Here is a 20,321-nt window from a genome sequence, read left to right on the forward strand (position 1 = left end):
AATTATGAGCTTGAATCCTAGAGACGTGGTGATTGTTGACTTCGGTCGCACCCCGATGGGCCGCTCCAAGGGTGGCATGCACCGCAACACCCGGGCTGAAGACATGTCTGCGCACCTGATCAGCAAAGTGCTGGAGCGCAACGTCAAGGTTGACCCGAACGAAGTCGAAGATGTGATTTGGGGGTGTGTGAACCAGACCCTGGAGCAAGGCTGGAACATTGCGCGCATGGCGTCGCTGATGACCCAGATCCCGCACACTTCCGCAGCCCAGACCGTGAGCCGCCTGTGCGGTTCGTCCATGAGCGCCCTGCACACCGCAGCCCAGGCAATCATGACCGGCAATGGTGACGTTTTCGTGGTTGGCGGCGTCGAGCACATGGGGCATGTGAGCATGATGCATGGCGTTGATCCTAACCCGCACATGTCGCTGTACGCGGCAAAAGCCTCGGGCATGATGGGCCTGACGGCCGAAATGCTGGGCAAGATGCACGGTATTACCCGCGAACAGCAGGATGCCTTTGGCGTGCGTTCCCACCAGCTTGCCCACAAGGCGACGCTGGAAGGCAAGTTCAAGGACGAAATCATCCCGATGCAGGGCTATGATGAAAACGGCTTCCTGAAAATTTTCGACTATGACGAAACCATTCGTCCGGAAACCACCCTGGAAAGCCTGGCCGCCCTGAAACCGGCGTTCAACCCCAAGGGCGGCACCGTGACAGCGGGTACTTCATCGCAGATCACCGATGGTGCTTCGTGCATGATCGTGATGTCGGCGCAGCGTGCCCAGGACCTGGGCATTCAGCCGCTGGCGGTGATTCGCTCGATGGCGGTTGCCGGTGTGGATCCGGCGATCATGGGCTATGGTCCAGTACCGGCTACACAAAAAGCATTGAAGCGTGCGGGCTTGAATATGGCCGATATCGACTTCATTGAGCTCAACGAAGCTTTCGCTGCACAGGCACTGCCAGTGCTGAAAGATTTGAAAGTGCTCGACAAGATGAATGAGAAGGTTAACCTGCACGGCGGCGCCATCGCTCTGGGTCATCCATTTGGATGCTCGGGTGCGCGTATCTCCGGCACCTTGCTCAATGTCATGAAGCAAAATGGCGGCACTTTCGGGTTGTCCACCATGTGCATTGGCCTCGGCCAGGGCATTGCCACCGTCTTCGAACGCGTTTAAGCGTTGCGTTGAGGGAAGCCGGGGCCATGTGCCCCGGTTTTTGTTTTTGGGCAGTTTTTATTTTTTCTTGAGTGTATTTTTTTATTTGTATGAGGAGGGCCGCAATATGCAGCTACAACCTGGGCTCTATCAACATTACAAAGGGCCGCAATATCGGGTATTCAATGTGGCTCGCCACTCTGAAACCGAAGAAGAAGTCGTGTTCTACCAGGCCCTGTATGGCGATTTCGGTTTTTGGGTGCGTCCGTTGAGCATGTTTCTGGAAACCGTCACCGTCGAAGGTGAGCAGGTGCCGCGCTTTGCTCTGATCCAGGCTGAACCCAGCCTCTTTTCCCGGCCCTGAGGCGAGGTCGCGCAGAACCCTGTGCTTGACCTCACCTTGTAGCCACTATATATAGCGGTGCCGCGTCAGGCGCGAACCGCCTTTCACTTCTAGAATTCAGGAATTTTCTGATCCATGGGCAAATCGCTGGTCATTGTGGAATCCCCGGCTAAGGCCAAGACCATCAACAAGTACTTGGGCAACGAGTACGTGGTGAAGTCGAGTATCGGCCATATCCGAGACCTGCCCACCAGCGGTTCGGCTAGCGCCAGCAAAGAACCGGCTGCCAAGCGTGGCAAGGCAGCGGCGGGCGAAGCGCCGGCCCTGTCGCCAAAAGAGAAGGCTCAAAAACAGCTGATCTCGCGCATGGGTGTCGATCCCGATCATGGCTGGAAAGCCAAGTACGAGATCCTCCCGGGCAAGGAAAAGGTCATCGAAGAGCTGCGCCGGCTCGCCAAGGATGCTGACACCATCTATCTCGCAACCGACTTGGATCGCGAGGGGGAAGCCATTGCCTGGCACCTGCGCGAAGCCATCGGTGGCGATGACAGCCGCTACAAGCGCGTGGTGTTCAACGAAATCACCAAGAAAGCGATCCAGGAAGCCTTCTCCAGGCCGGGCGAGCTGGACATCAATCGTGTCAACGCCCAGCAGGCGCGTCGGTTCCTCGATCGCGTAGTGGGTTACATGGTTTCGCCATTGCTGTGGGCAAAAATTGCCCGCGGCTTGTCGGCTGGCCGTGTGCAATCGGTTGCAGTGAAGCTGGTGGTGGAGCGCGAACGCGAAATTCGTGCCTTCAACCCTGAAGAGTACTGGGAAATCCATGCCGACCTGGGCACCGCCAAGGGTGCCAAGGTGCGTTTTGATGTGGCCCGTGAAAAAGGCGAGGCCTTCAAGCCGCTGAACGAAGCACAGGCCATGGCGGCGCTGGAGAAGCTCAAGAGCTCCAGCTATACCATCGCCAAACGTGAAGACAAGCCGACCAGCAGCAAACCGTCGGCGCCGTTCATCACGTCCACCTTGCAGCAGGCCGCCAGTAATCGCTTGGGCTTTGGTGTGAAGAAAACCATGATGATGGCCCAGCGCTTGTATGAAGCGGGCTACATCACGTACATGCGTACCGACTCCACCAACCTTTCGGCCGATGCGGTCGAAATGGCGCGTACTTATATTGAAGGTGAGTTCGGCGCATCGTACCTGCCGCCTGCTCCGAACGTGTACAGCAGCAAGGAAGGCGCCCAAGAGGCTCACGAAGCGATTCGTCCTTCTGACGTCAACATGCATCCGACCAAGCTGTCGGGCATGGAGCGTGACGCTGAGCGCCTCTACGAGCTGATCTGGCGCCAGTTCGTGGCGTGCCAGATGTTGCCGGCCAAGTATTTGTCGACCACCGTCAGCGTGGCTGCTGGCGACTTTGAGCTGCGTGCCAAGGGCCGCATCCTGAAGTTCGACGGTTACACCCGTGTCATGCCGCAAATCGCCAAGCCGGGCGACGACGATGTGTTGCCGGACATGGCGCAGGGCGACGTGCTGAAATTGATCGATCTCGATCCTAGCCAGCACTTCACCAAGCCGCCTGCACGTTACTCCGAAGCCAGCCTGGTAAAAGAGATGGAAAAACGCGGTATCGGTCGTCCTTCGACCTATGCGGCAATCATCTCGACCATTCAGGATCGCGGTTACGTGGCGCTGCACAACCGCCGTTTCTACTCCGAGAAAATGGGCGATATCGTCACCGAGCGCTTGTCCGAGAGCTTCTCTGACCTGATGGACTACGGCTTCACCGCCGGCATGGAAGAAAATCTCGATGACGTCGCGCACGGTGAGCGCGACTGGAAAAATGTGCTGGACGAGTTTTACGGCGACTTCAAAAAGAAACTCGAAGTTGCAGCCGCTCCAGATGGCGGCATGCGTGCCAATCAGCCGGTGATGACTGATATTCCGTGCAAGGAATGCGGTCGTCCAATGCAGATTCGTACGGCATCGACTGGTGTTTTCCTCGGGTGTTCGGGCTACAGCCTGCCGCCCAAAGAGCGCTGCAAGGCGACGGTCAACCTGGTGCCGGGCGACGAAATCGCTGCTGACGATGAAGGCGAGTCAGAATCGCTGGTGCTGTTGGGCAAGCATCGCTGCCCGATTTGCAGCACTGCGATGGATGCCTATCTGCTGGATGAGAAGCACAAGCTGCACATCTGCGGTAACAACCCGGATTGCACCGGCTACGAAATCGAAGAAGGCAGCTACCGCATCAAGGGTTACGAAGGGCCTAGCCTGGAGTGCGACAAGTGCGGCAGCGAGATGCAGCTCAAGACCGGCCGTTTCGGCAAGTTCTTCGGTTGCACCAATGCCGAGTGCAAGAACACCCGCAAGCTGTTGAAAAGCGGTGAAGCGGCGCCGCCGAAAATGGACCCGGTGAAAATGCCGGAGCTCAAGTGCGAGAAGGTTAACGATACGTACATTCTGCGTGACGGTGCTTCGGGGTTGTTCCTGGCTGCCAGTCAATTCCCGAAAAACCGTGAGACCCGTGCGCCTTTGGTGATCGAAATTGTTCCGCACAAGGACGAAATTGACCCCAAGTACCACTTCTTGTGTGAAGCACCGAAAAAAGACCCGGATGGCCGTCCAGCCGTGATTCGCTACAGTCGCAAAACCAAAGAGCAGTACGTGCAGACTGAAGTGGATGGCAAGCCGACCGGCTGGCGTGCGTTCTATGACGGTAACAGCTGGAAGGTTGAAGACAAGCGTAAGGAAAAAGACGCTTGATCTGAGCCGCTGGCTTAAAAAAACCGCGCAAGGGCTTGTCTGCCTTGCGCGGTTTTTGTTTGTGAGTGCACCTCTATCCCGTAGCAGTTGCCGCAGGCTACGTCCGGCGACGTAGTCGTCGCAAACTCAAGCACTGCGGTTTGAAAGTTGAGTTTGACGCTGCGTATTGATGATGACCGCGCAATCGGGCTCAGCCTGCGGCAACTGCTGCGAAGCGGGCATCCGGCTTTGCTCCTTGCGCCCACAGCCTCTCATCCCTGAGACTGTTTGCCAGCCCTAATTCAATTCGCTGTGGAGCGCCCTCATGGCTCATGAACTCTATACCCGCACCAATCAGAAAATCTATTTCGCCGGCCTGGCCCTGGATGCCATGAACAAGGCCGGGGAAGGGCGCGCCATGAATGCGCAGGGGTTGGTCCAGGCTGAGCGCGAGTCTGCAATATTCCATTTGTATGGTGCGCTTTTGGGCTTGTGCCATGAGATCGCAGGTTTTTATCGCCTGCCGCAAGCCAATGCGCCTCGTGTTGAGCTACTGCTGACGCAGGAAGTGCTGGATGCAACAGCTATTCCCGAGCTTGCAGAAATGGTCGAGCTGGCACGGGCTCCGCAGACATGGCTGGCGCAGCTGGTGGCCACCCATGCCGCGCTGTACCAGCCCTTGCAGGCGCCCAAAAAGGTCAAGGTCGATGTCTTTCAGCCGCTGATCGAGGCGGTCAATCTTGAGGATGAGGCGTCCGAGGAATTGAGCCGGGAGACCCTTGAGGCGTGGCGTCAGTCCTTGAAAGGGCTGGCCATTCGGTTTCGTGATGGACTCAATGAGTGCTGAGGATTATCGCCAAAACCGTACAGTCATTCATCAGTCCGGAGTGAATGCGGCGTATATCCTGGAAAATTTGTAAACGATGACTGGTATAATCTCGCGCTTTCGTGGAGAACAAACTTAATGCCAACGTCCTTTCTAGAAATTGTCGAGTTGCCAGACGGCCGTATCGAGTTGCGCCGGGCTGAAGACGAAGGGTCTTTGGTGACGCTGAACTTCTCTGAAGATGCCAAAGAGTTTCTTCAGGGGCAGCACGTCGAGGTGGCGAAAGCCATGCTTAGCGTAGGCGTGCAGATGGCTGGTCGGCTGGCTGAAGGCGAGCTCGAAAAAGATGATGGGCCGCGTATTCTTCATTAAGCGACCCATGACCGAGACATGTCACAGGGAGGCTTTTGTGTTCTGCAAAAGCCCTGCGGCAGTAGTGTCTGTTTAACCCAATCGGATATTCAAGCTTTGCCCGTGGCCCGTGCGCGCTGCGCCAATGAGCTGTTGGCGTGCCGTGGCGTTTAGCGGGTTGATCCAGCTGACGACTGTGTGGCTACGGCCCAGGCGCAGGGCTTCGCACGTGAGTTGCAAGGCGGTTTTGTTGCCGTTGGGTTGAAGCAGCAGAATGCGTTCACGGTTCAACCCTGCCTCGCGCAGCCAGCTTTGTGTGAGGCTCGCCGGAGGAGCGATCAGGGTCAACCAGCGAGCGTCTTGCTGTTCGCTCAGTTCGCGCAGCATGGGAGCAAGCAGGTTCAGGCAGTTTCCGGCAGCACCGCGTAACGACAGTTCACTGAATACTTCAGGTTCGGCGCTCCAGGGTGAATCGAGCACGTCTTTGATCGCAGGTGCCATGGGTTGTGCCATGAAGACCTCGAACAGCGGGAGTTGTGCTGGAAGCGGTGTGTGTGGGAACTGCATGAAGCCTCCTTTAGCGGCGAATGACGCCGACACTCAAGCCTTCAATGACCAGTTCCTGGTCCTTGAGGTTGACTTCAATGGGCGCGAAGTCCGGGTTTTCAGCGATGAGCCAGACCTTGCTGCCTTCGCGCTTGAAGCGTTTGACCGTGACCTCGTCGTCGATACGGGCGACGACAATCTGGCCATTGCGGGCTTCGCGGCACGTGTGGACGGCCAGCAGGTCGCCGTCGAAGATGCCGACGTCTTTCATGCTCATGCCTTGTACCCGCAGCAGGTAGTCGGCGCGTGGATGGAAGAAGGTCGGGTTGATGTTGCATGATTCTTCGACATGTTCCTGCGCCAGAATCGGCGCACCGGCCGCAACCCGGCCAATGATGGGCAAGGTGGATTCGTCGGACTTGGCTTCGAAGCCCGGGATGCGAATACCGCGCGAGGCACCGGGTGTCATCTCGATGGCGCCCTTGCGGGCCAGGGCCTTGAGATGCTCTTCGGCAGCGTTTGGAGACTTGAAGCCCAGCTCCTGTGCGATCTCGGCACGGGTGGGCGGGTATCCGTTGTCATCCAGGCATCGCTTGATGAAGGCCAGGATCTCAGCTTGGCGTGGCGTCAGTTTTAGCATGATGATCGCTCTGTCTTTTTATACAGTGACTGGGATTATATACAGTGAAAGTTTATTGGCAATCACCCATTTCAAGCCGTCCGCTGGACGGTCGCTTCAACGTGGCGTAAAGGGCGGTGGATGAGGCAAGTCCTGATTCGCCAAGGCTGTGGTTAAATGCAGAACTGCCCGGTCGTAAAACGAATGCGTCATCTTGACTTTTTACAAGCTGAAACGTATGTTTCAAACAACTGTTTAAATGTTTGTCAGGCGGAGTAGCCATGGCCCAGTCGGAAACCGTTGAACGTATCCTTGATGCTGCCGAGCAGCTGTTCGCGGAAAAAGGTTTTGCCGAAACCTCATTGCGGCTGATTACCAGCAAGGCCGGGGTTAACCTCGCGGCAGTCAATTACCATTTCGGTTCGAAAAAGGCGCTGATCCAGGCCGTTTTTTCGCGTTTCCTGGGGCCTTTCTGTGCCAACCTCGACCGTGAACTGGAACGCCGTCAGGCCAAACCGGAGAATCGCCCGGGGCTTGAAGAGCTGTTGGAGATGCTGGTCGAGCAGGCACTGGTCATTCAGCCGCGCAGCGGCAACGACCTGTCGATCTTCATGCGCCTGCTGGGGCTGGCGTTCAGCCAGAGTCAGGGCCATTTGCGGCGCTACCTCGAAGACATGTACGGCAAGGTGTTCCGTCGCTACATGCTGCTGGTTAATGAAGCTGCGCCGCAGATCCCGCCTATCGAGCTGTTCTGGCGCGTGCACTTCATGCTCGGCGCGGCGGCTTTCAGCATGTCCGGGATCAAGGCACTGCGTGCCATTGCCGAGACCGACTTCGGGGTCAATACCTCGATAGAGCAGGTGATGCGCCTGATGGTGCCCTTTCTGGCCGCGGGCATGCGTGCCGAGAGTGGCGTGATCGATCCGGCTATGGCTGCAGCCCAGTTGCGCCCTCGCAGCAAAACCCCGCCGGCCGCTACCAAGGTTTGAGCCGCTGCGGGTGGGCGTGGCAGCTGAGTTCCGCTAAGCTAGCTGCCATGCCTAACCTCGATTCATTCCCCTCATCCGCACACCTTGTCGACTTGCTGATGCTACGTCTGCCTGAGGTGCGCATGCCTGTACCCGGGTATGCCGAGCGGGGGGTGAACATTCTCTTTTTAAAGGATTACCCATGAGTTCTGCCTTGCAAGGCTCCTTGATGGTCGACGTCGCCGGCACCTGGCTGACGGCTGAAGACCGGCACTTGCTGCGCCAGCCTGAAGTGGGCGGGCTGATTATTTTCGCACGCAACATTGAGCATCCACGCCAGGTGCGCGAGTTGAGCGCATCGATTCGTGCCCTGCGCCCGGACCTGCTGCTGGCAGTCGATCAGGAGGGCGGGCGGGTGCAGCGCTTGCGTCAGGGCTTTGTGCGTTTGCCGGCCATGCGCGCCATTGCCGACAACCCGAATGCCGAGTATCTGGCAGAACAATGCGGCTGGATCATGGCGACCGAAGTGCTGGCCGTCGGGCTGGACCTGAGCTTTGCACCGGTGCTGGATCTGGATTACCAGCGCAGCGCGGTGGTGGGCAGTCGATCGTTTGAAGGTGATCCGGAGCGTGCCGCTGTGCTGGCAGGTGCTTTTATTCGCGGGATGAATGACGCGGGCATGGCGGCCACGGGCAAGCATTTTCCGGGGCACGGCTGGGCTGAGGCGGATTCCCATGTGGCCATTCCGACCGATGAGCGCAGCCTTGAGCAGATTCGGGCCCATGACCTTGTGCCGTTTGCCCGTTTGAGCAAACACCTGGCCGCGGTCATGCCCGCCCACGTGATCTACCCTCAGGTCGACAGTCAGCCCGCCGGTTTTTCCCGTCGCTGGCTACAGGACATCCTGCGCGGCGAGCTGCAGTTCGATGGCGTGATCTTCAGTGATGACCTGTCGATGGCCGGTGCGCATGTGGTGGGTGATGCCGCCAGTCGAATTGAGGCAGCTCTGTCGGCCGGTTGCGACATGGGGCTGGTGTGCAACGACCGTGCTGCGGCAGAGCTGGCGCTCAGCGCTGCCCAGCGCATGAAGGTGACCCCTTCGCCGCGGATTGCACGCATGCGGGGTCAGGCCTGGGCCAGTACCGATTATCGTCAGGACCCGCGCTGGCGGGTGGCGATGGGTGCCCTCAAAGACGCTCAATTGATCGATTGAGCCATTCCTGGCAGGCGCGAGCGGTGCTTTCAGCGCTTCTCGCTTTTCGGCGGCAGCGGCGCAAACAGGGCGTCGATGTCGTCGTCCTGCAGTTTCCAGTCTCCGGCGATTCGCCCATCCAGAATACCGGCTGCCAGGTCTGACTTTTCCTGTTGCAAGTGCTGGATTTTCTCTTCCACGGTGCCGCGCGCGATCATTTTATAAACGAATACCGGTTTTTCCTGGCCGATACGGTAGGCGCGGTCGGTCGCCTGGTTTTCGGCAGCCGGGTTCCACCACGGATCATAGTGAATCACGGTGTCCGCTTCAGTGAGGTTCAGCCCCACGCCACCGGCCTTGAGGCTGATCAGGAAGATCTGCAGCTTGCCACTCTGGAAATCCCTGACCGGCGTGCGGCGGTCGCGGGTTTGCCCGGTGAGCAGGGCGTAGCTGACATTGCGCTTCTTCAGTTCGGCCTCGATCAGGCCGAGCATTGAGGTGAACTGTGAGAACAGCAAAATGCGCCGGCCTTCAGCAAACAGCTCGTCGAGCATCAGCATCAGGCTGTCGAGTTTGCCCGAGGTGCTGCCTTTTTTCGGCGGGCTGTCGCTGACCAAACGCAGGTCACAACAGACCTGACGCAACTTGAGCAGCGCTTCGAGGATGATGATCTGGCTGCGTCCCACGCCTTTGCGGGTGATTTCGTCGCGAACCTTCTTGTCCATCGCCAAGCGCATGGTTTCGTACACGTCCCGCTGTGCTTCGTTGAGGTCGACCCAGTGGATGATCTCGGTTTTGGGCGGCAGTTCGGTGGCCACTTGCTCCTTGGTGCGGCGCAGCAAGAACGGCTTTATCCGGGCATTGAGGTGCTGCAGGCGCTCGTCGTTGCCATGGCGTTCAATCGGTACCCGGTAATCGCGGTTGAAGGTTTTAACGTCCCCCAGCCAGCCGGGCAACAAGAAGTGGAACAGCGACCACAGCTCACCCAGGTGGTTTTCCAGCGGCGTGCCGCTGAGGCACAAGCGTTGCCGTGCAACCAGTTCACAGGCCGCTTGCGAGGCCTTGCTGCCGGGATTCTTGATGTACTGCGCTTCGTCCAGCACCAGGATGTGCAACGGCAGTTTCGCCAGTTGCTCAATGTCTTTGGGCAGCAAGGCGTACGTGGTCAGGATCACGTCGTAATCGTTGAGTTGCTCGAAATGCTTTTTGCGCGAGGCTCCAAACAGCGCCAGCACCTTGAGTTGCGGCGTGAAATGCGCGGCTTCGTCGAGCCAGTTAGGGATCAGGCTGGTGGGCATCACCACCATGGCCGGGCGGTCCAGTCGACCGGCATTCTTTTCACACAGGATATGGGCCAGGGTTTGCAGGGTTTTGCCCAGTCCCATGTCATCCGCGAGAATTCCGCCCACCTCAAGCTGACGCAAGGACTGCATCCAGCTCAGGCCTTCAAGCTGGTAAGGGCGCAAATTGGCATTCAGCCCCTCGGGCGCTTCAACAGCGAAGTCCTTGATGTCGCGCAGGCGCTGGGCAAAACCGCGAATGTGTTCGCCGCCTTCCCAGCGCAGGGGTAGCGCATCCAGGGCGTTCAGGCGTGGTGCATCTGCACTTTTGATGCGTAGCGTAGTGGCCCCGGGCTCGTTCAGGTAAAACTCGCCCAGAGTCGCCAGTACCGGTTTCAGGCGGCCATATGGCAGGGCAACTTGCAGCGGGCCATGGGGGCTGTTGGGCGTGGCCGGGATGTTCACCAGGATCAGCTCGTTATCCTGGCGCCGGGCGAGCTTTTCAGGGCTGAGAATGTCGGTGTGCGAGCGCATCAGATTCAGCAGGATCGGCAGCAGGCTCAGGCGTTGGCCATTAACGATAATCCCCAACTCCAGGTCGAACCAGTCACGTTCCGGCGCTTCATCGACGTTGGCGTACCAGTCTTCCACCGGGCTCAGGTCAAAGCCGAAGTCTTCATCGATCTGCAGTTCCCAGCCTTGTTCGCGCAAGCCGGGCATCTCGTTGAGGGTGAAGTTCAGCCAGGCACTGTCGTTGACCATCTCGAACAGTTCGCCGGCACTTTCCGGCAGCGCCTTGCTTTGCCGCGTGGCAATTTTGAAGCCCAGGCGGCGCAGTTGTTCGCGGCAGGCGTTCTCGGTTTCGGAGTGACGCTTGATGCGCAGGATCTGCTGCTCCTGGCGAATCAGGATGTCAGCGTTTTTTTGCCCCGAAACGTACTGGTCAAGGTAGTTGAACGACAATGCGGCTCGGTGCTGGATGTAGCGTTGCATTTTGCCGTTGCGCGGTTCAAAGGCGCTGAACTCGACACTGGCCAGCCACAGGCGAGGTATGGGCCGGGCATCATCGACCACGTGTTCGGGCAGTTGAGCGGGGCGGCGTGAGTCGAGTACGGCCTGGAGTTTTTCCAGAAGCTCGGCGTCCCGGGCTGCGGCAGGGTAATTCAAGGTGTCTTCAATCTTCAGTAATACGGCTGCGGTGTGTTTGCAGTTCGTGCGGACGGGGCAGGTGCAGTTCGCGCTCACCAGGAGCAGCGTGCCCTTGGCGGACTCGCGTAATTGAATGGTCTGGCGGTAAGTGTTGTCGCTTGAGCCCTGGCAGCTGGCGGTGATCAGGCTGTCGCCGATTTGCACGATCCTGACACGGTTTTCCAGTGCGTAGCGCCGGCCACGCTCAAGGCTTTGCTCTTTGAAACGGCTGATCCAGGTCGCTGCGAGCGGCTTGGTCAGCCGAGGTGTCTGGCTCAAGGGCATGGGGGCGTCATTGTCTGGCCATCAGGACGACTTCGGCGCCAGGCGTTCAAAAAGGGCTTCAATGGTATTGAAACGTTCTTCCGCGCGCTCCATGGGCACCATGAACTTGAATAGCGTCGCGCCTTCGAATTTGTAACGGTTGGGCTGACCCTGAATCAGTTTGATCAGCACCAGTGGGTCAACCGGCGTGTCGGCCGCAAACTCAATCCGCCCGCCTTGCGGGCCGGCATCGACTTTTTTGATGCCCAGATGCTCGGCCTGCAATTTGAGCAGGGTGATGCGCACCAGGTTTTTGGTCGGTTCCGGCAGCAGGCCGAAGCGGTCGATCATCTCGACCTGCAGATCCTTGAGGCCTTCTTCATCGCTGGCGGACGCAATGCGCTTGTAAAGGATCAGTCGGGCATGAACATCGGGCAGGTAGGCTTCAGGAATCAACGCCGGTACGCGCAAGTTGATTTCCGGGCCGCCACCCAGTGGCTGGTCAAGGTTGGGCTGTTCGCCCTTGCGGATCGACTTCACCGCGCGTTCGAGCATCTCCATGTACAGGGTAAAACCCACCGCCTGGATCTGGCCGCTCTGGCCGTCACCTAGCAGCTCGCCCGCGCCCCGGATTTCGAGGTCGTTGGTGGCAAGCACAAAGCCTGCACCCAGATCCTGGGTGTTGGCGATGGCTTCGAGACGCTTTTGCGCATCTCCGGTAATTTGCTGGCGCGGCGGCGTCAGCAGATAGGCATACGCCTGGTGGTGACTGCGTCCGACGCGGCCGCGCAACTGGTGTAGCTGCGCCAGGCCGAACTTGTCGGCGCGCTCGATGATGATGGTGTTGGCGCTGGGGACGTCGATGCCGGTTTCAATGATGGTCGAGGCGATCAGCACATTGAAGCGCTTGTGATAGAAATCGCTCATCACCTGTTCGAGTTCGCGTTCACGCATCTGGCCGTGCCCGATGCCGATCCGGGCTTCCGGTACCAGTTCGGCCAGCTCGGCGGCGCATTTCTCGATGGTCTTGACGTCGTTGTGCAGATAGTAAACCTGGCCGCCACGCAGCAACTCACGCAGCAGGGCCTCTTTGACCGTGCTGTTGTTTTGCTCCATGACAAAGGTCCGCACCGACAATCGGCGCGCAGGTGGCGTGGCAATGATCGACAGGTCGCGCATGCCTGACACGGCCATGTTCAATGTGCGCGGGATCGGTGTTGCGGTGAGTGTCAGGATATCGACTTCACTGCGCAGGGCCTTGAGCTGTTCTTTCTGGCGAACGCCGAAGCGGTGTTCTTCGTCGATGATCACGAGGCCCAGGTTTTTGATTTTGACGTCGTCTTGCAGCAGCTTGTGGGTGCCGATCACGATGTCGATCTTGCCCTCGGCCAAATCGGCGACGGCGGCATTGATCTCTTTGGCAGACTTGAAGCGGCTCATCACTTCAACCGTTACCGGCCAGTCGGCAAAGCGGTCGCGGAAACTGTTGTAATGCTGTTGGGCGAGCAGGGTGGTGGGCACCAGAATGGCTACCTGGCGACCGCCATGCACGGCAATGAAGGCCGCGCGCATGGCCACTTCGGTTTTGCCGAAGCCCACGTCGCCGCACACCAGCCGATCCATCGGCTTGGGCGAGAGCATGTCTTCGCGCACGGCTTCGATGGTGGTCTGCTGGTCGGGTGTTTCTTCAAACGGGAAGCCGGCGCTGAAGGTTGCGTAATCAGCCTTGGGGTCAGCAAAGGCGTAGCCTTCGCGGGCGGCGCGACGGGCATAGATGTCGAGCAGCTCGGCGGCGACATCGCGTACCTGTTCGGCGGCCTTGCGCTTGGCTTTTTGCCAGGTTTCCGAGCCCAGGCGGTGCAGTGGCGCAAGCTCATCGTCACTGCCGGTGTAGCGGGCGATCAGGTGCAGGTTGGCCACGGGCACATAAAGCTTGGCGCCTTCGGCGTATTCCAGGGTGAGGAACTCGGCCACCTGGTTGTCGACTTCCAGGGTTGCCAGCCCTTGATAGCGGCCGACACCGTGGTCTATATGCACCACCGGTGCGCCTTCGCGCAGCTCGGTGAGGTTTTTGATCACGGCATCGTTATTGGCGTCAGCGCGCTTTTCGCGGCGTCGGCGCTGCATCACCCGCTGACCGAACAGAGGGCTTTCGGCAATCAGTGCCAGTGCCGGGTCATCGAGCAGCAGGCCCTCATCCAGCGGGGCAATGGTGATGGCCAGGCGATGTTTGCTGGCAACGAAATCGGGCCAGCTGTCGACCGTTTTCGGGCGCAGCTTGAGGCGTTCAAGCAGCTCCAGCAGCACCTCGCGGCGACCGGCCGATTCGGCGGTGAACAGCACGCGACCATCAAACTGCTCGATAAAGCCCGACAAGGCGGCCAGTGGCTGATTGGCCTTGGCCTCGATCGCAAGATTCGGCAGCGGTCGGGCGGGGAAGCGCTCACGGCGGGTGTCGGTGTCCAGATCGTCCTGGCTGACTACAACCCGTGGCCAGTTTTTCAGCCGGGCGAAGCAGTCTTCGACCGGGAGAAACAGCTCGGCGGGCGGCAGCAAGGGGCGTGACGGGTCAACGCGCCGTTCTTCATAGCGGTTGCGCACGTCTGACCAGAAATGCTCCGCCGCGTTCTCGATACCTGGCAAGGAAAACACCTGGGTATCGCCCGGCAAGTAGTCGAACAGGGTCGAGGTTTCATCGAAAAACAACGGCAGGTAATACTCGATGCCGGCCGGTGTGATCCCGCTGCTCAGGTCCTGGAAAATCGGGCAACGGCGGAAGTCGACATCAAAGCGCTCTCGAAAGCGAGCCTTGAAGCGGGTCACGGCATCTTTTTGCAGGGGGAATTCGCGTGCCGGCAGCAATCGCACCGATTCGACCTTGTCGATCGAGCGCTGGTTTTCCGGGTCGAAGGTGCGCAGGGTTTCGATTTCGTCGTCGAACAGGTCAATCCGGTAGGGCAGTTTGCTGCCCATCGGGAACAGGTCGATCAATGCGCCGCGAACGGCGAACTCGCCGTGTTCGTAGACCGTATCGACGCAGCGATAACCGCTGGCCTCAAGCCGGGTGCGCATTTGCTCCACGTCCAGCTTTTGGCCGATGTCCAGGACCAGGTTGCTGCCGAGCAGAAATTTGGTCGGTGCCAGGCGATGTAGGGCCGTGGTGATAGGTACTACCAAAACGCCATGATCGAGTTCGGGGAGTCGATACAGGCTGGCAATGCGCTGGGAAATGATGTCCTGGTGGGGCGAGAACAGGTCGTAGGGCAGCGTTTCCCAGTCGGGGAAATGCAGCACTGGCAATTCGGGCGCGAAAAACCGCAGCTCCTGCTCCAGGCGTTCGGCGCTTTGGCTGTCGGCTGTCAGGAGTAAGGTGAAGCGCTTGGCGGCGCTGGCGGCCTCGGCAATCGCGAGGCTCAGGGCGGCACCGGGCAGGTTGCCCCAATGCTGTTTACCTGCGGTGGCAGGGAGTTTCGGTAGACGCAGGACGGGCACGGAAGGTTGAGCTCCAAGCGTTGCGACAAAGTTGGCAATTGTAGCGGGCCAAAGGGCTGGCTGTCAGTTGCCGTCTTCAGGGGAGGCCTGAAATCAACGCGAGGTACTTGAAAAGAGAGGGGCGCAGCGGGGCGTTGCAGGGGGTGAGGTCTTGAAAAGGGGGGTGGTGAAATTTTTTTTGCCTTAGTTTATTGAGGCTTAATCGTTTCAGTTACAGCGTATGACAGGCGTGCATTGCCCCTGTATGGACACAACTGCATAATGTAGCCCCTTTTTTCAGCCCCTACATGTGGAAGGTTCCCGTGACTCAGAAGCCCGACCAGTGTCTTGGTGAATGGATCGACCGTGAAGCACTCGCTGAAGCGATGATTCCGCTTATCGGTCAGCTTTACCGCAATAACAACGTGGTGAGCTCGATCTATGGCCGCAGCCTGATCAACCGTTCAGTCATTGCGATTCTCAAAGCTCATCGCTTTGCGCGTCATCGTCAGTCCGATGACAGCGAATTGTCCGTGCACGAAACTTTCCCGCTGCTCAAAGCAATGAGCGAGCTCAAGCTCGGTGCCGCTTCGGTAGACCTGGGCAAGCTGGCCGTCAAGTTCAAGGCCGAAGGCAATGGCCGGACTGCCGAGCAGTTCGTACGCGAAGAACTGGCCGAAGTTGTAGGTCAGCAAAACGCTTCTGCCCGCAAAGGCACTGATGTCGTACTGTACGGCTTCGGTCGTATCGGTCGTCTGCTGGCGCGCATCCTGATCGAAAAAACCGGTGGTGGCGATGGCCTGCGCCTGCGTGCCATTGTTGTGCGCAAAGGCGCCGAAAACGATCTGGTCAAGCGTGCCAGCCTGTTGCGCCGCGACTCGGTGCACGGCCCGTTCGATGGCACCATCGTCATTGATGAAGTCAACAACACCATCACGGCCAACGGTAACCTGATCCAGGTGATCTACGCGAAGAACCCGACCGAGGTGGATTACACCCAGTACGGTATTCAGGACGCATTGCTGGTGGACAACACCGGTGTATGGCGTGACGCCGACGGTCTGGGCCAGCATCTGGCCTGCCCGGGTATCGATCGCGTGGTGTTGACCGCGCCTGGCAAAGGCAAGCTGAAGAACATCGTTCACGGTATCAACCACAGCGAAATCACCGCAGACGACAAGATCGTTTCCGCGGCATCCTGCACCACCAACGCCATCGTGCCGGTGCTCAAGGCTGTCAACGACAAGTTCGGCATCGTCAATGGTCACGTTGAAACGGTTCACTCGTACACCAACGACCAGAACCTGATCGACAACTTCCACAAGGGCGATCGCCGTGGCCGTAGCGCCGCGCTGAACATGGTCATCACCGAAACCGGTGCTGCTACCGCTGCGGCCAAGGCTCTGCCTGAGCTGGCCGGCAAGCTGACCGGTAACGCGATCCGCGTTCCGACGCCGAACGTTTCCATGGCCATCCTCAACCTGAACCTTGAGAAGTCGGCGACCCGTGAAGAAATGAACGAGTACCTGCGCTACATGGCGCTGCACTCCGACCTGCACAAGCAAATCGACTACGTGAACTCGCAGGAAGTGGTTTCCACTGACTTCGTAGGTTCGCGTCACGCCGGTGTGGTGGATGCTGAAGCCACTATCTGCAATGACAACCGCGTTGTACTGTACGTTTGGTACGACAACGAATTCGGTTACAGCTGCCAGGTAGTCCGCGTGATGGAAGACATGGCCGGGGTCAACCCGCCAGCGTTCCCGCGCTAAGCAACTGCCCATAAAAAAACCCCGATCATTCGGGGTTTTTTTATGGGCGTGATTTGCCGGGCGAGCGTTACAGGTTTTCGATGCGCACCTGTTTGCGATGAAAACATTACGGTGACCCGGTTAAACCGTAGCCTGAAGTGTACTCCAAAGGTTGTAGGTCACATGTGTGGGCGCTACACGTCCGGCTCAAGGCTTTTGCGCAAGCAAATCGCGACGCAATTTTTCCGGCAGGCCTTCGGGCGCCAGCCATATCCTGAGGTAGCGTTTGGCCGGTTCATGGTTCAGGCTACTGGAAATGACCGTGCCATTGCGCTCGATATTCAGCCCGCGTTGTGATCCGTCTCGCGATTGGGCTGGAAAGTTGGCTGCCTTTAATTATGAAGACTCCTCGGCCAGGCTGGCGGCGCTGTAGATCAATACCAGCAGGATCCATATATGGGGCATGAGGGTGGTTCTGGTGACTGAGTTGTTAGAGCTTATGTCATATGTTGAATGTGTGTTGATCTCTGGAGGCCCTCTCCTGAAGGGCTGCGGGGAGGCGGTTGCTGCAGTGAACGCAAAAATAGCCATCGACGAGACCAAGGGTTAATGTTCGCAGCGTTCAGGCTTCTATAGACTGTGCACCACGTTTTGATCTTTCATGGCGCTGGCCGCGCCATGAGTTAGCCGCAGGTGTCCAAAGAGGGACCTCGGCCTGTTCTGAGGAGTACGCATGGCTGTCTACAACTACGACGTAGTGGTACTGGGCTCCGGCCCGGCAGGAGAAGGTGCGGCAATGAACGCCGCAAAAGCAGGGCGCAAGGTGGCAATGGTTGATAGCCGGCGTCAAGTGGGCGGCAACTGTACGCACTTGGGCACTATCCCGTCCAAAGCCCTGCGTCACTCGGTTCGGCAGATCATGCAGTTCAACACCAACCCGATGTTTCGGGCCATTGGTGAGCCGCGCTGGTTCTCGTTCCCGGACGTACTGAAAAGCGCCGAAAGAGTCATCTCCAAACAGGTCGCCTCACGCACCGGCTTCTACGCCCGCAATCGGGTAGACCTGTTCTTCGGCACCGGCAGCTTCACCGACGAGCAAACCATCGAAGTGGTCTGCGCCAATGGCGTCGTTGAAACCCTGATGGCCAAGCAAATCATCATCGCCACCGGTTCGCGTCCGTATCGCCCTGCGGATATCGATTTCAGCCACTCGCGTATCTACGATAGCGACACCATCCTCAGCCTCGGTCATACCCCGCGCAAACTGATTGTGTATGGCGCCGGTGTAATCGGCTGTGAATATGCATCCATCTTCAGCGGCCTGGGGGTGTTGGTCGAGCTGGTGGACAACCGTGAGCAACTGCTGAGCTTCCTCGATTCCGAGATCTCGCAGGCGCTGAGCTACCACTTCAGCAACAACAACATCACCGTGCGCCACAACGAGGAGTACGAGCGGGTTGAAGGCGTCGAAAACGGCGTGATCCTGCACCTCAAGTCGGGCAAGAAGATCAAGGCGGACGCCTTGCTCTGGTGTAACGGTCGTACCGGCAACACCGATCTGTTGGGTCTGGAAAACATCGGCATCAAGGTCAATGGCCGTGGCCAGATCAGCGTCGATGAAAACTACCGCACCAGTGTGCCGAACATCTACGGCGCCGGCGACGTCATCGGCTGGCCAAGCCTGGCCAGTGCTGCGCACGACCAGGGTCGTTCCGCTGCGGGCAGCATCGTCGACAATGGCAGCTGGCGTTTTGTGAATGATGTGCCGACCGGCATTTACACCATTCCCGAGATCAGCTCGATCGGCAAGAACGAGCAAGAGCTGACCCAGGCCAAAGTGCCGTACGAAGTGGGCAAAGCGTTCTTCAAGAGCATGGCGCGCGCGCAGATTGCCGGCGAGCCCCAGGGCATGCTGAAGATTCTGTTCCACCGTGAAACCCTCGAAGTACTGGGCGTTCACTGCTTTGGTTACCAGGCTTCGGAGATCGTGCACATCGGCCAGGCCATCATGAACCAGCCGGGTGAGCTCAATACCTTGAAGTACTTTGTGAATACCACGTTCAACTACCCGACCATGGCCGAAGCCTATCGGGTAGCCGCTTACGATGGTCTAAACCGGCTTTTTTGAGCGGCTCCGGCCGGTGGCCTGAGCCGGCCGGGGAGACCGATTTCAGCCATTCCCGAGGGTGGCAGTGGCCAAACCGGGAAAGTCTGTAATCAGGCTATCTACGCCGAAGTCGGCGAGTCTGCGCATCAGCGCAGGCTCGTTGACTGTCCATACCGACACGTGCAGCCCCATACGCTGGGCTTTCTCCAGAAATTCCGGAGTGCAGAGTGTCCAGTTCAGCGCCAATATCTCGCAGCCATAACTCTGGGCGACCTTCAGCGGGTCGAGCAAGGCGTATTCGGCTACCAGCCCGCGTGATACGTCGGGTGTCAGCTCCACGGCAGCCTTGAGCACTTCGCGAGAGCTGGAAGTGATGGTGACCTTGTCCAGCAGACCGTGACGCTGCGCCATTTCGCGGATAGCCAATACGGTACTGGCGGCACGGGTGCGCGAGGCACTTTTGACCTCCAGTTGCCAGTGCTCGAAGTTGCACTTTTCAAACAGCTCTTCAAGTCGCGGAATCGGGCACGGCTGTACCCAGCCCGGACCTCCCTGGCGCGCGTCGTACGTCACCAGCTCAGCGGCCGTGTGTTCGGCGACCTTGCCGCGGCGGTCAGTCGTACGCTTGAGGGTGGAGTCGTGGATCACCATCAGCTCACCGTCCTTGGACAGGTGCAGGTCGAGCTCGCAGCGGTGAACGCCGTGCTTGAGGCACTGTTCAAAGCTGGCAAGGGTGTTTTCCGGTGCTTCGCCTTTGGCGCCGCGATGGCCATAAATCAGAGTCACAATTACTCCTTCATGCAGCATTCGCTGCGTTTCGATGGGGCGCCGGTAGAGGCTTATTCCGTTGCGGGTTCGTTCAGCTCACGGGCCTGGCGGCGCGCCTGCGCCTGTTTTTGCAAAATGTATCGCGCCAGTAGCTGCCGTTGTGTGTCAGTGATGGATTCAAACTCGCTGCCGATATCGTACCCGCCATCTTGTGCCCGGCAATGAGTGACGCGTGCGCGCAGCAACAAGCCCAGGGCTTGTGGCATCAGTACCAGTTTGGCCGAGAGATGACTGCCGGTTGGGTAGGCGTGGGCGTGATGAAACTCGATGCCAGCTTCGGACAGTCTGACCGGCTGCAACTCGCCCACCTTGCCCAGTACCGTTTGCGCGACGATCTGGCTGAGCAGGTCGACCCGCTTGTTCAGGGTTTTGAGGTAGCTGGAAAGCGTGCGGTCGCGTTCACTGATCTGGCGCAGCAGGTGCTGGGATTCGAACTCGCTCAGGTGCAATTCACTGAGTAAATTGAACAGGGGAGAAGCATCCTGCAACACTTCGCCGCTCTCGGCCTCGGCGGCTGACAGCGGGGTTATTTCCAGTGCGATCACATCCTCGATACGGTAGTATTCGCGGCGATCTGCTTCATCTAATGTCGACATGGCGAACCCATGATGGCGGCTGTGGTCTGAGTGTAAAGCTGCTTATCAGGCCCCGCCACAAGGACGTCTTCTTTTCCCTCGAACAAGCCC

The 20,321-nt window shown here is 58.6% G+C and carries 15 protein-coding genes; 9 read left to right on the forward strand and 6 right to left on the reverse strand.

Annotation, left to right across the window (positions count from 1 at the left end):
- The first annotated feature begins 4 nt into the window (after window positions 1-4).
- From fadA to DQN55_RS06630, 5 genes are all read left to right on the forward strand, one after another.
- Window positions 5-1,180, forward strand: a complete 1,176-nt coding sequence (gene fadA, locus DQN55_RS06610; RefSeq protein ID WP_048382327.1) for an acetyl-CoA C-acyltransferase FadA — start codon at window positions 5-7, stop codon at window positions 1,178-1,180.
- A 106-nt stretch (window positions 1,181-1,286) separates the two neighbouring features.
- Window positions 1,287-1,523: a DUF1653 domain-containing protein gene (locus DQN55_RS06615; protein ID WP_048382605.1), complete on the forward strand. Its 237-nt coding sequence runs from the start codon at window positions 1,287-1,289 to the stop codon at window positions 1,521-1,523.
- 114 nt (window positions 1,524-1,637) lie between these two features.
- Window positions 1,638-4,265: a type I DNA topoisomerase gene (gene topA / locus DQN55_RS06620; RefSeq protein ID WP_048382328.1), complete on the forward strand. Its 2,628-nt coding sequence runs from the start codon at window positions 1,638-1,640 to the stop codon at window positions 4,263-4,265.
- A 304-nt stretch (window positions 4,266-4,569) separates the two neighbouring features.
- On the forward strand, window positions 4,570-5,091 hold the full coding sequence (locus DQN55_RS06625) for a DUF6586 family protein (RefSeq protein WP_048382329.1): 522 nt from the start codon (window positions 4,570-4,572) through the stop codon (window positions 5,089-5,091).
- A gap of 117 nt (window positions 5,092-5,208) precedes the next feature.
- Window positions 5,209-5,442, forward strand: coding sequence for a hypothetical protein (locus tag DQN55_RS06630; protein ID WP_048382330.1), 234 nt, complete (start codon window positions 5,209-5,211; stop codon window positions 5,440-5,442).
- Window positions 5,443-5,514: 72 nt separating this feature from the next.
- On the opposite strand, the gene sulA is transcribed toward DQN55_RS06630, so the two are convergent.
- Both sulA and lexA read right to left on the reverse strand, forming a co-directional pair.
- On the reverse strand, window positions 5,515-5,988 hold the full coding sequence (gene sulA / locus DQN55_RS06635) for an SOS-induced cell division inhibitor SulA (protein WP_048382331.1): 474 nt from the start codon (window positions 5,986-5,988) through the stop codon (window positions 5,515-5,517).
- A gap of 10 nt (window positions 5,989-5,998) precedes the next feature.
- Entirely contained in the window at window positions 5,999-6,607 is a 609-nt protein-coding gene (lexA, locus tag DQN55_RS06640) for a transcriptional repressor LexA (protein WP_048382332.1), read from the reverse strand.
- 260 nt (window positions 6,608-6,867) lie between these two features.
- Here lexA and DQN55_RS06645 point away from each other — a divergent pair, with 260 nt between their 5' ends.
- Window positions 6,868-7,575, forward strand: a complete 708-nt coding sequence (locus DQN55_RS06645; protein WP_048382333.1) for a TetR/AcrR family transcriptional regulator — start codon at window positions 6,868-6,870, stop codon at window positions 7,573-7,575.
- Between the two features lie 181 nt (window positions 7,576-7,756).
- A complete protein-coding gene (nagZ, locus tag DQN55_RS06650) occupies window positions 7,757-8,767 on the forward strand; it encodes a beta-N-acetylhexosaminidase (protein ID WP_048382334.1) in 1,011 nt (336 codons plus the stop codon).
- A gap of 29 nt (window positions 8,768-8,796) precedes the next feature.
- Here nagZ and DQN55_RS06655 read toward each other — a convergent pair whose 3' ends face one another.
- Window positions 8,797-11,499, reverse strand: coding sequence for a DEAD/DEAH box helicase (locus tag DQN55_RS06655; RefSeq protein ID WP_048382335.1), 2,703 nt, complete (start codon window positions 11,497-11,499; stop codon window positions 8,797-8,799).
- Window positions 11,500-11,520: 21 nt separating this feature from the next.
- On the reverse strand, window positions 11,521-14,970 hold the full coding sequence (gene mfd / locus DQN55_RS06660) for a transcription-repair coupling factor (RefSeq protein WP_048382336.1): 3,450 nt from the start codon (window positions 14,968-14,970) through the stop codon (window positions 11,521-11,523).
- A 287-nt stretch (window positions 14,971-15,257) separates the two neighbouring features.
- On the opposite strand from mfd, the gene DQN55_RS06665 reads away from it, so the two are divergent.
- Window positions 15,258-16,721, forward strand: a complete 1,464-nt coding sequence (locus DQN55_RS06665; protein ID WP_048382337.1) for a glyceraldehyde-3-phosphate dehydrogenase — start codon at window positions 15,258-15,260, stop codon at window positions 16,719-16,721.
- A 712-nt stretch (window positions 16,722-17,433) separates the two neighbouring features.
- Entirely contained in the window at window positions 17,434-18,828 is a 1,395-nt protein-coding gene (gene sthA, locus DQN55_RS06670; protein ID WP_048382338.1) for a Si-specific NAD(P)(+) transhydrogenase, read from the forward strand.
- 42 nt (window positions 18,829-18,870) lie between these two features.
- Here sthA and DQN55_RS06675 read toward each other — a convergent pair whose 3' ends face one another.
- Entirely contained in the window at window positions 18,871-19,593 is a 723-nt protein-coding gene (locus DQN55_RS06675) for a glycerophosphodiester phosphodiesterase (protein WP_048382339.1), read from the reverse strand.
- Between the two features lie 53 nt (window positions 19,594-19,646).
- Window positions 19,647-20,231 carry a PilZ domain-containing protein gene (locus DQN55_RS06680; protein WP_048382340.1) on the reverse strand — a complete coding sequence of 195 codons (585 nt, stop codon included), beginning with the start codon at window positions 20,229-20,231 and terminating at the stop codon, window positions 19,647-19,649.
- Window positions 20,232-20,321 lie beyond the last annotated feature (90 nt).

It is taken from the genome of Pseudomonas taetrolens, from assembly GCF_900475285.1.
Lineage (GTDB): Bacteria > Pseudomonadota > Gammaproteobacteria > Pseudomonadales > Pseudomonadaceae > Aquipseudomonas > Aquipseudomonas taetrolens.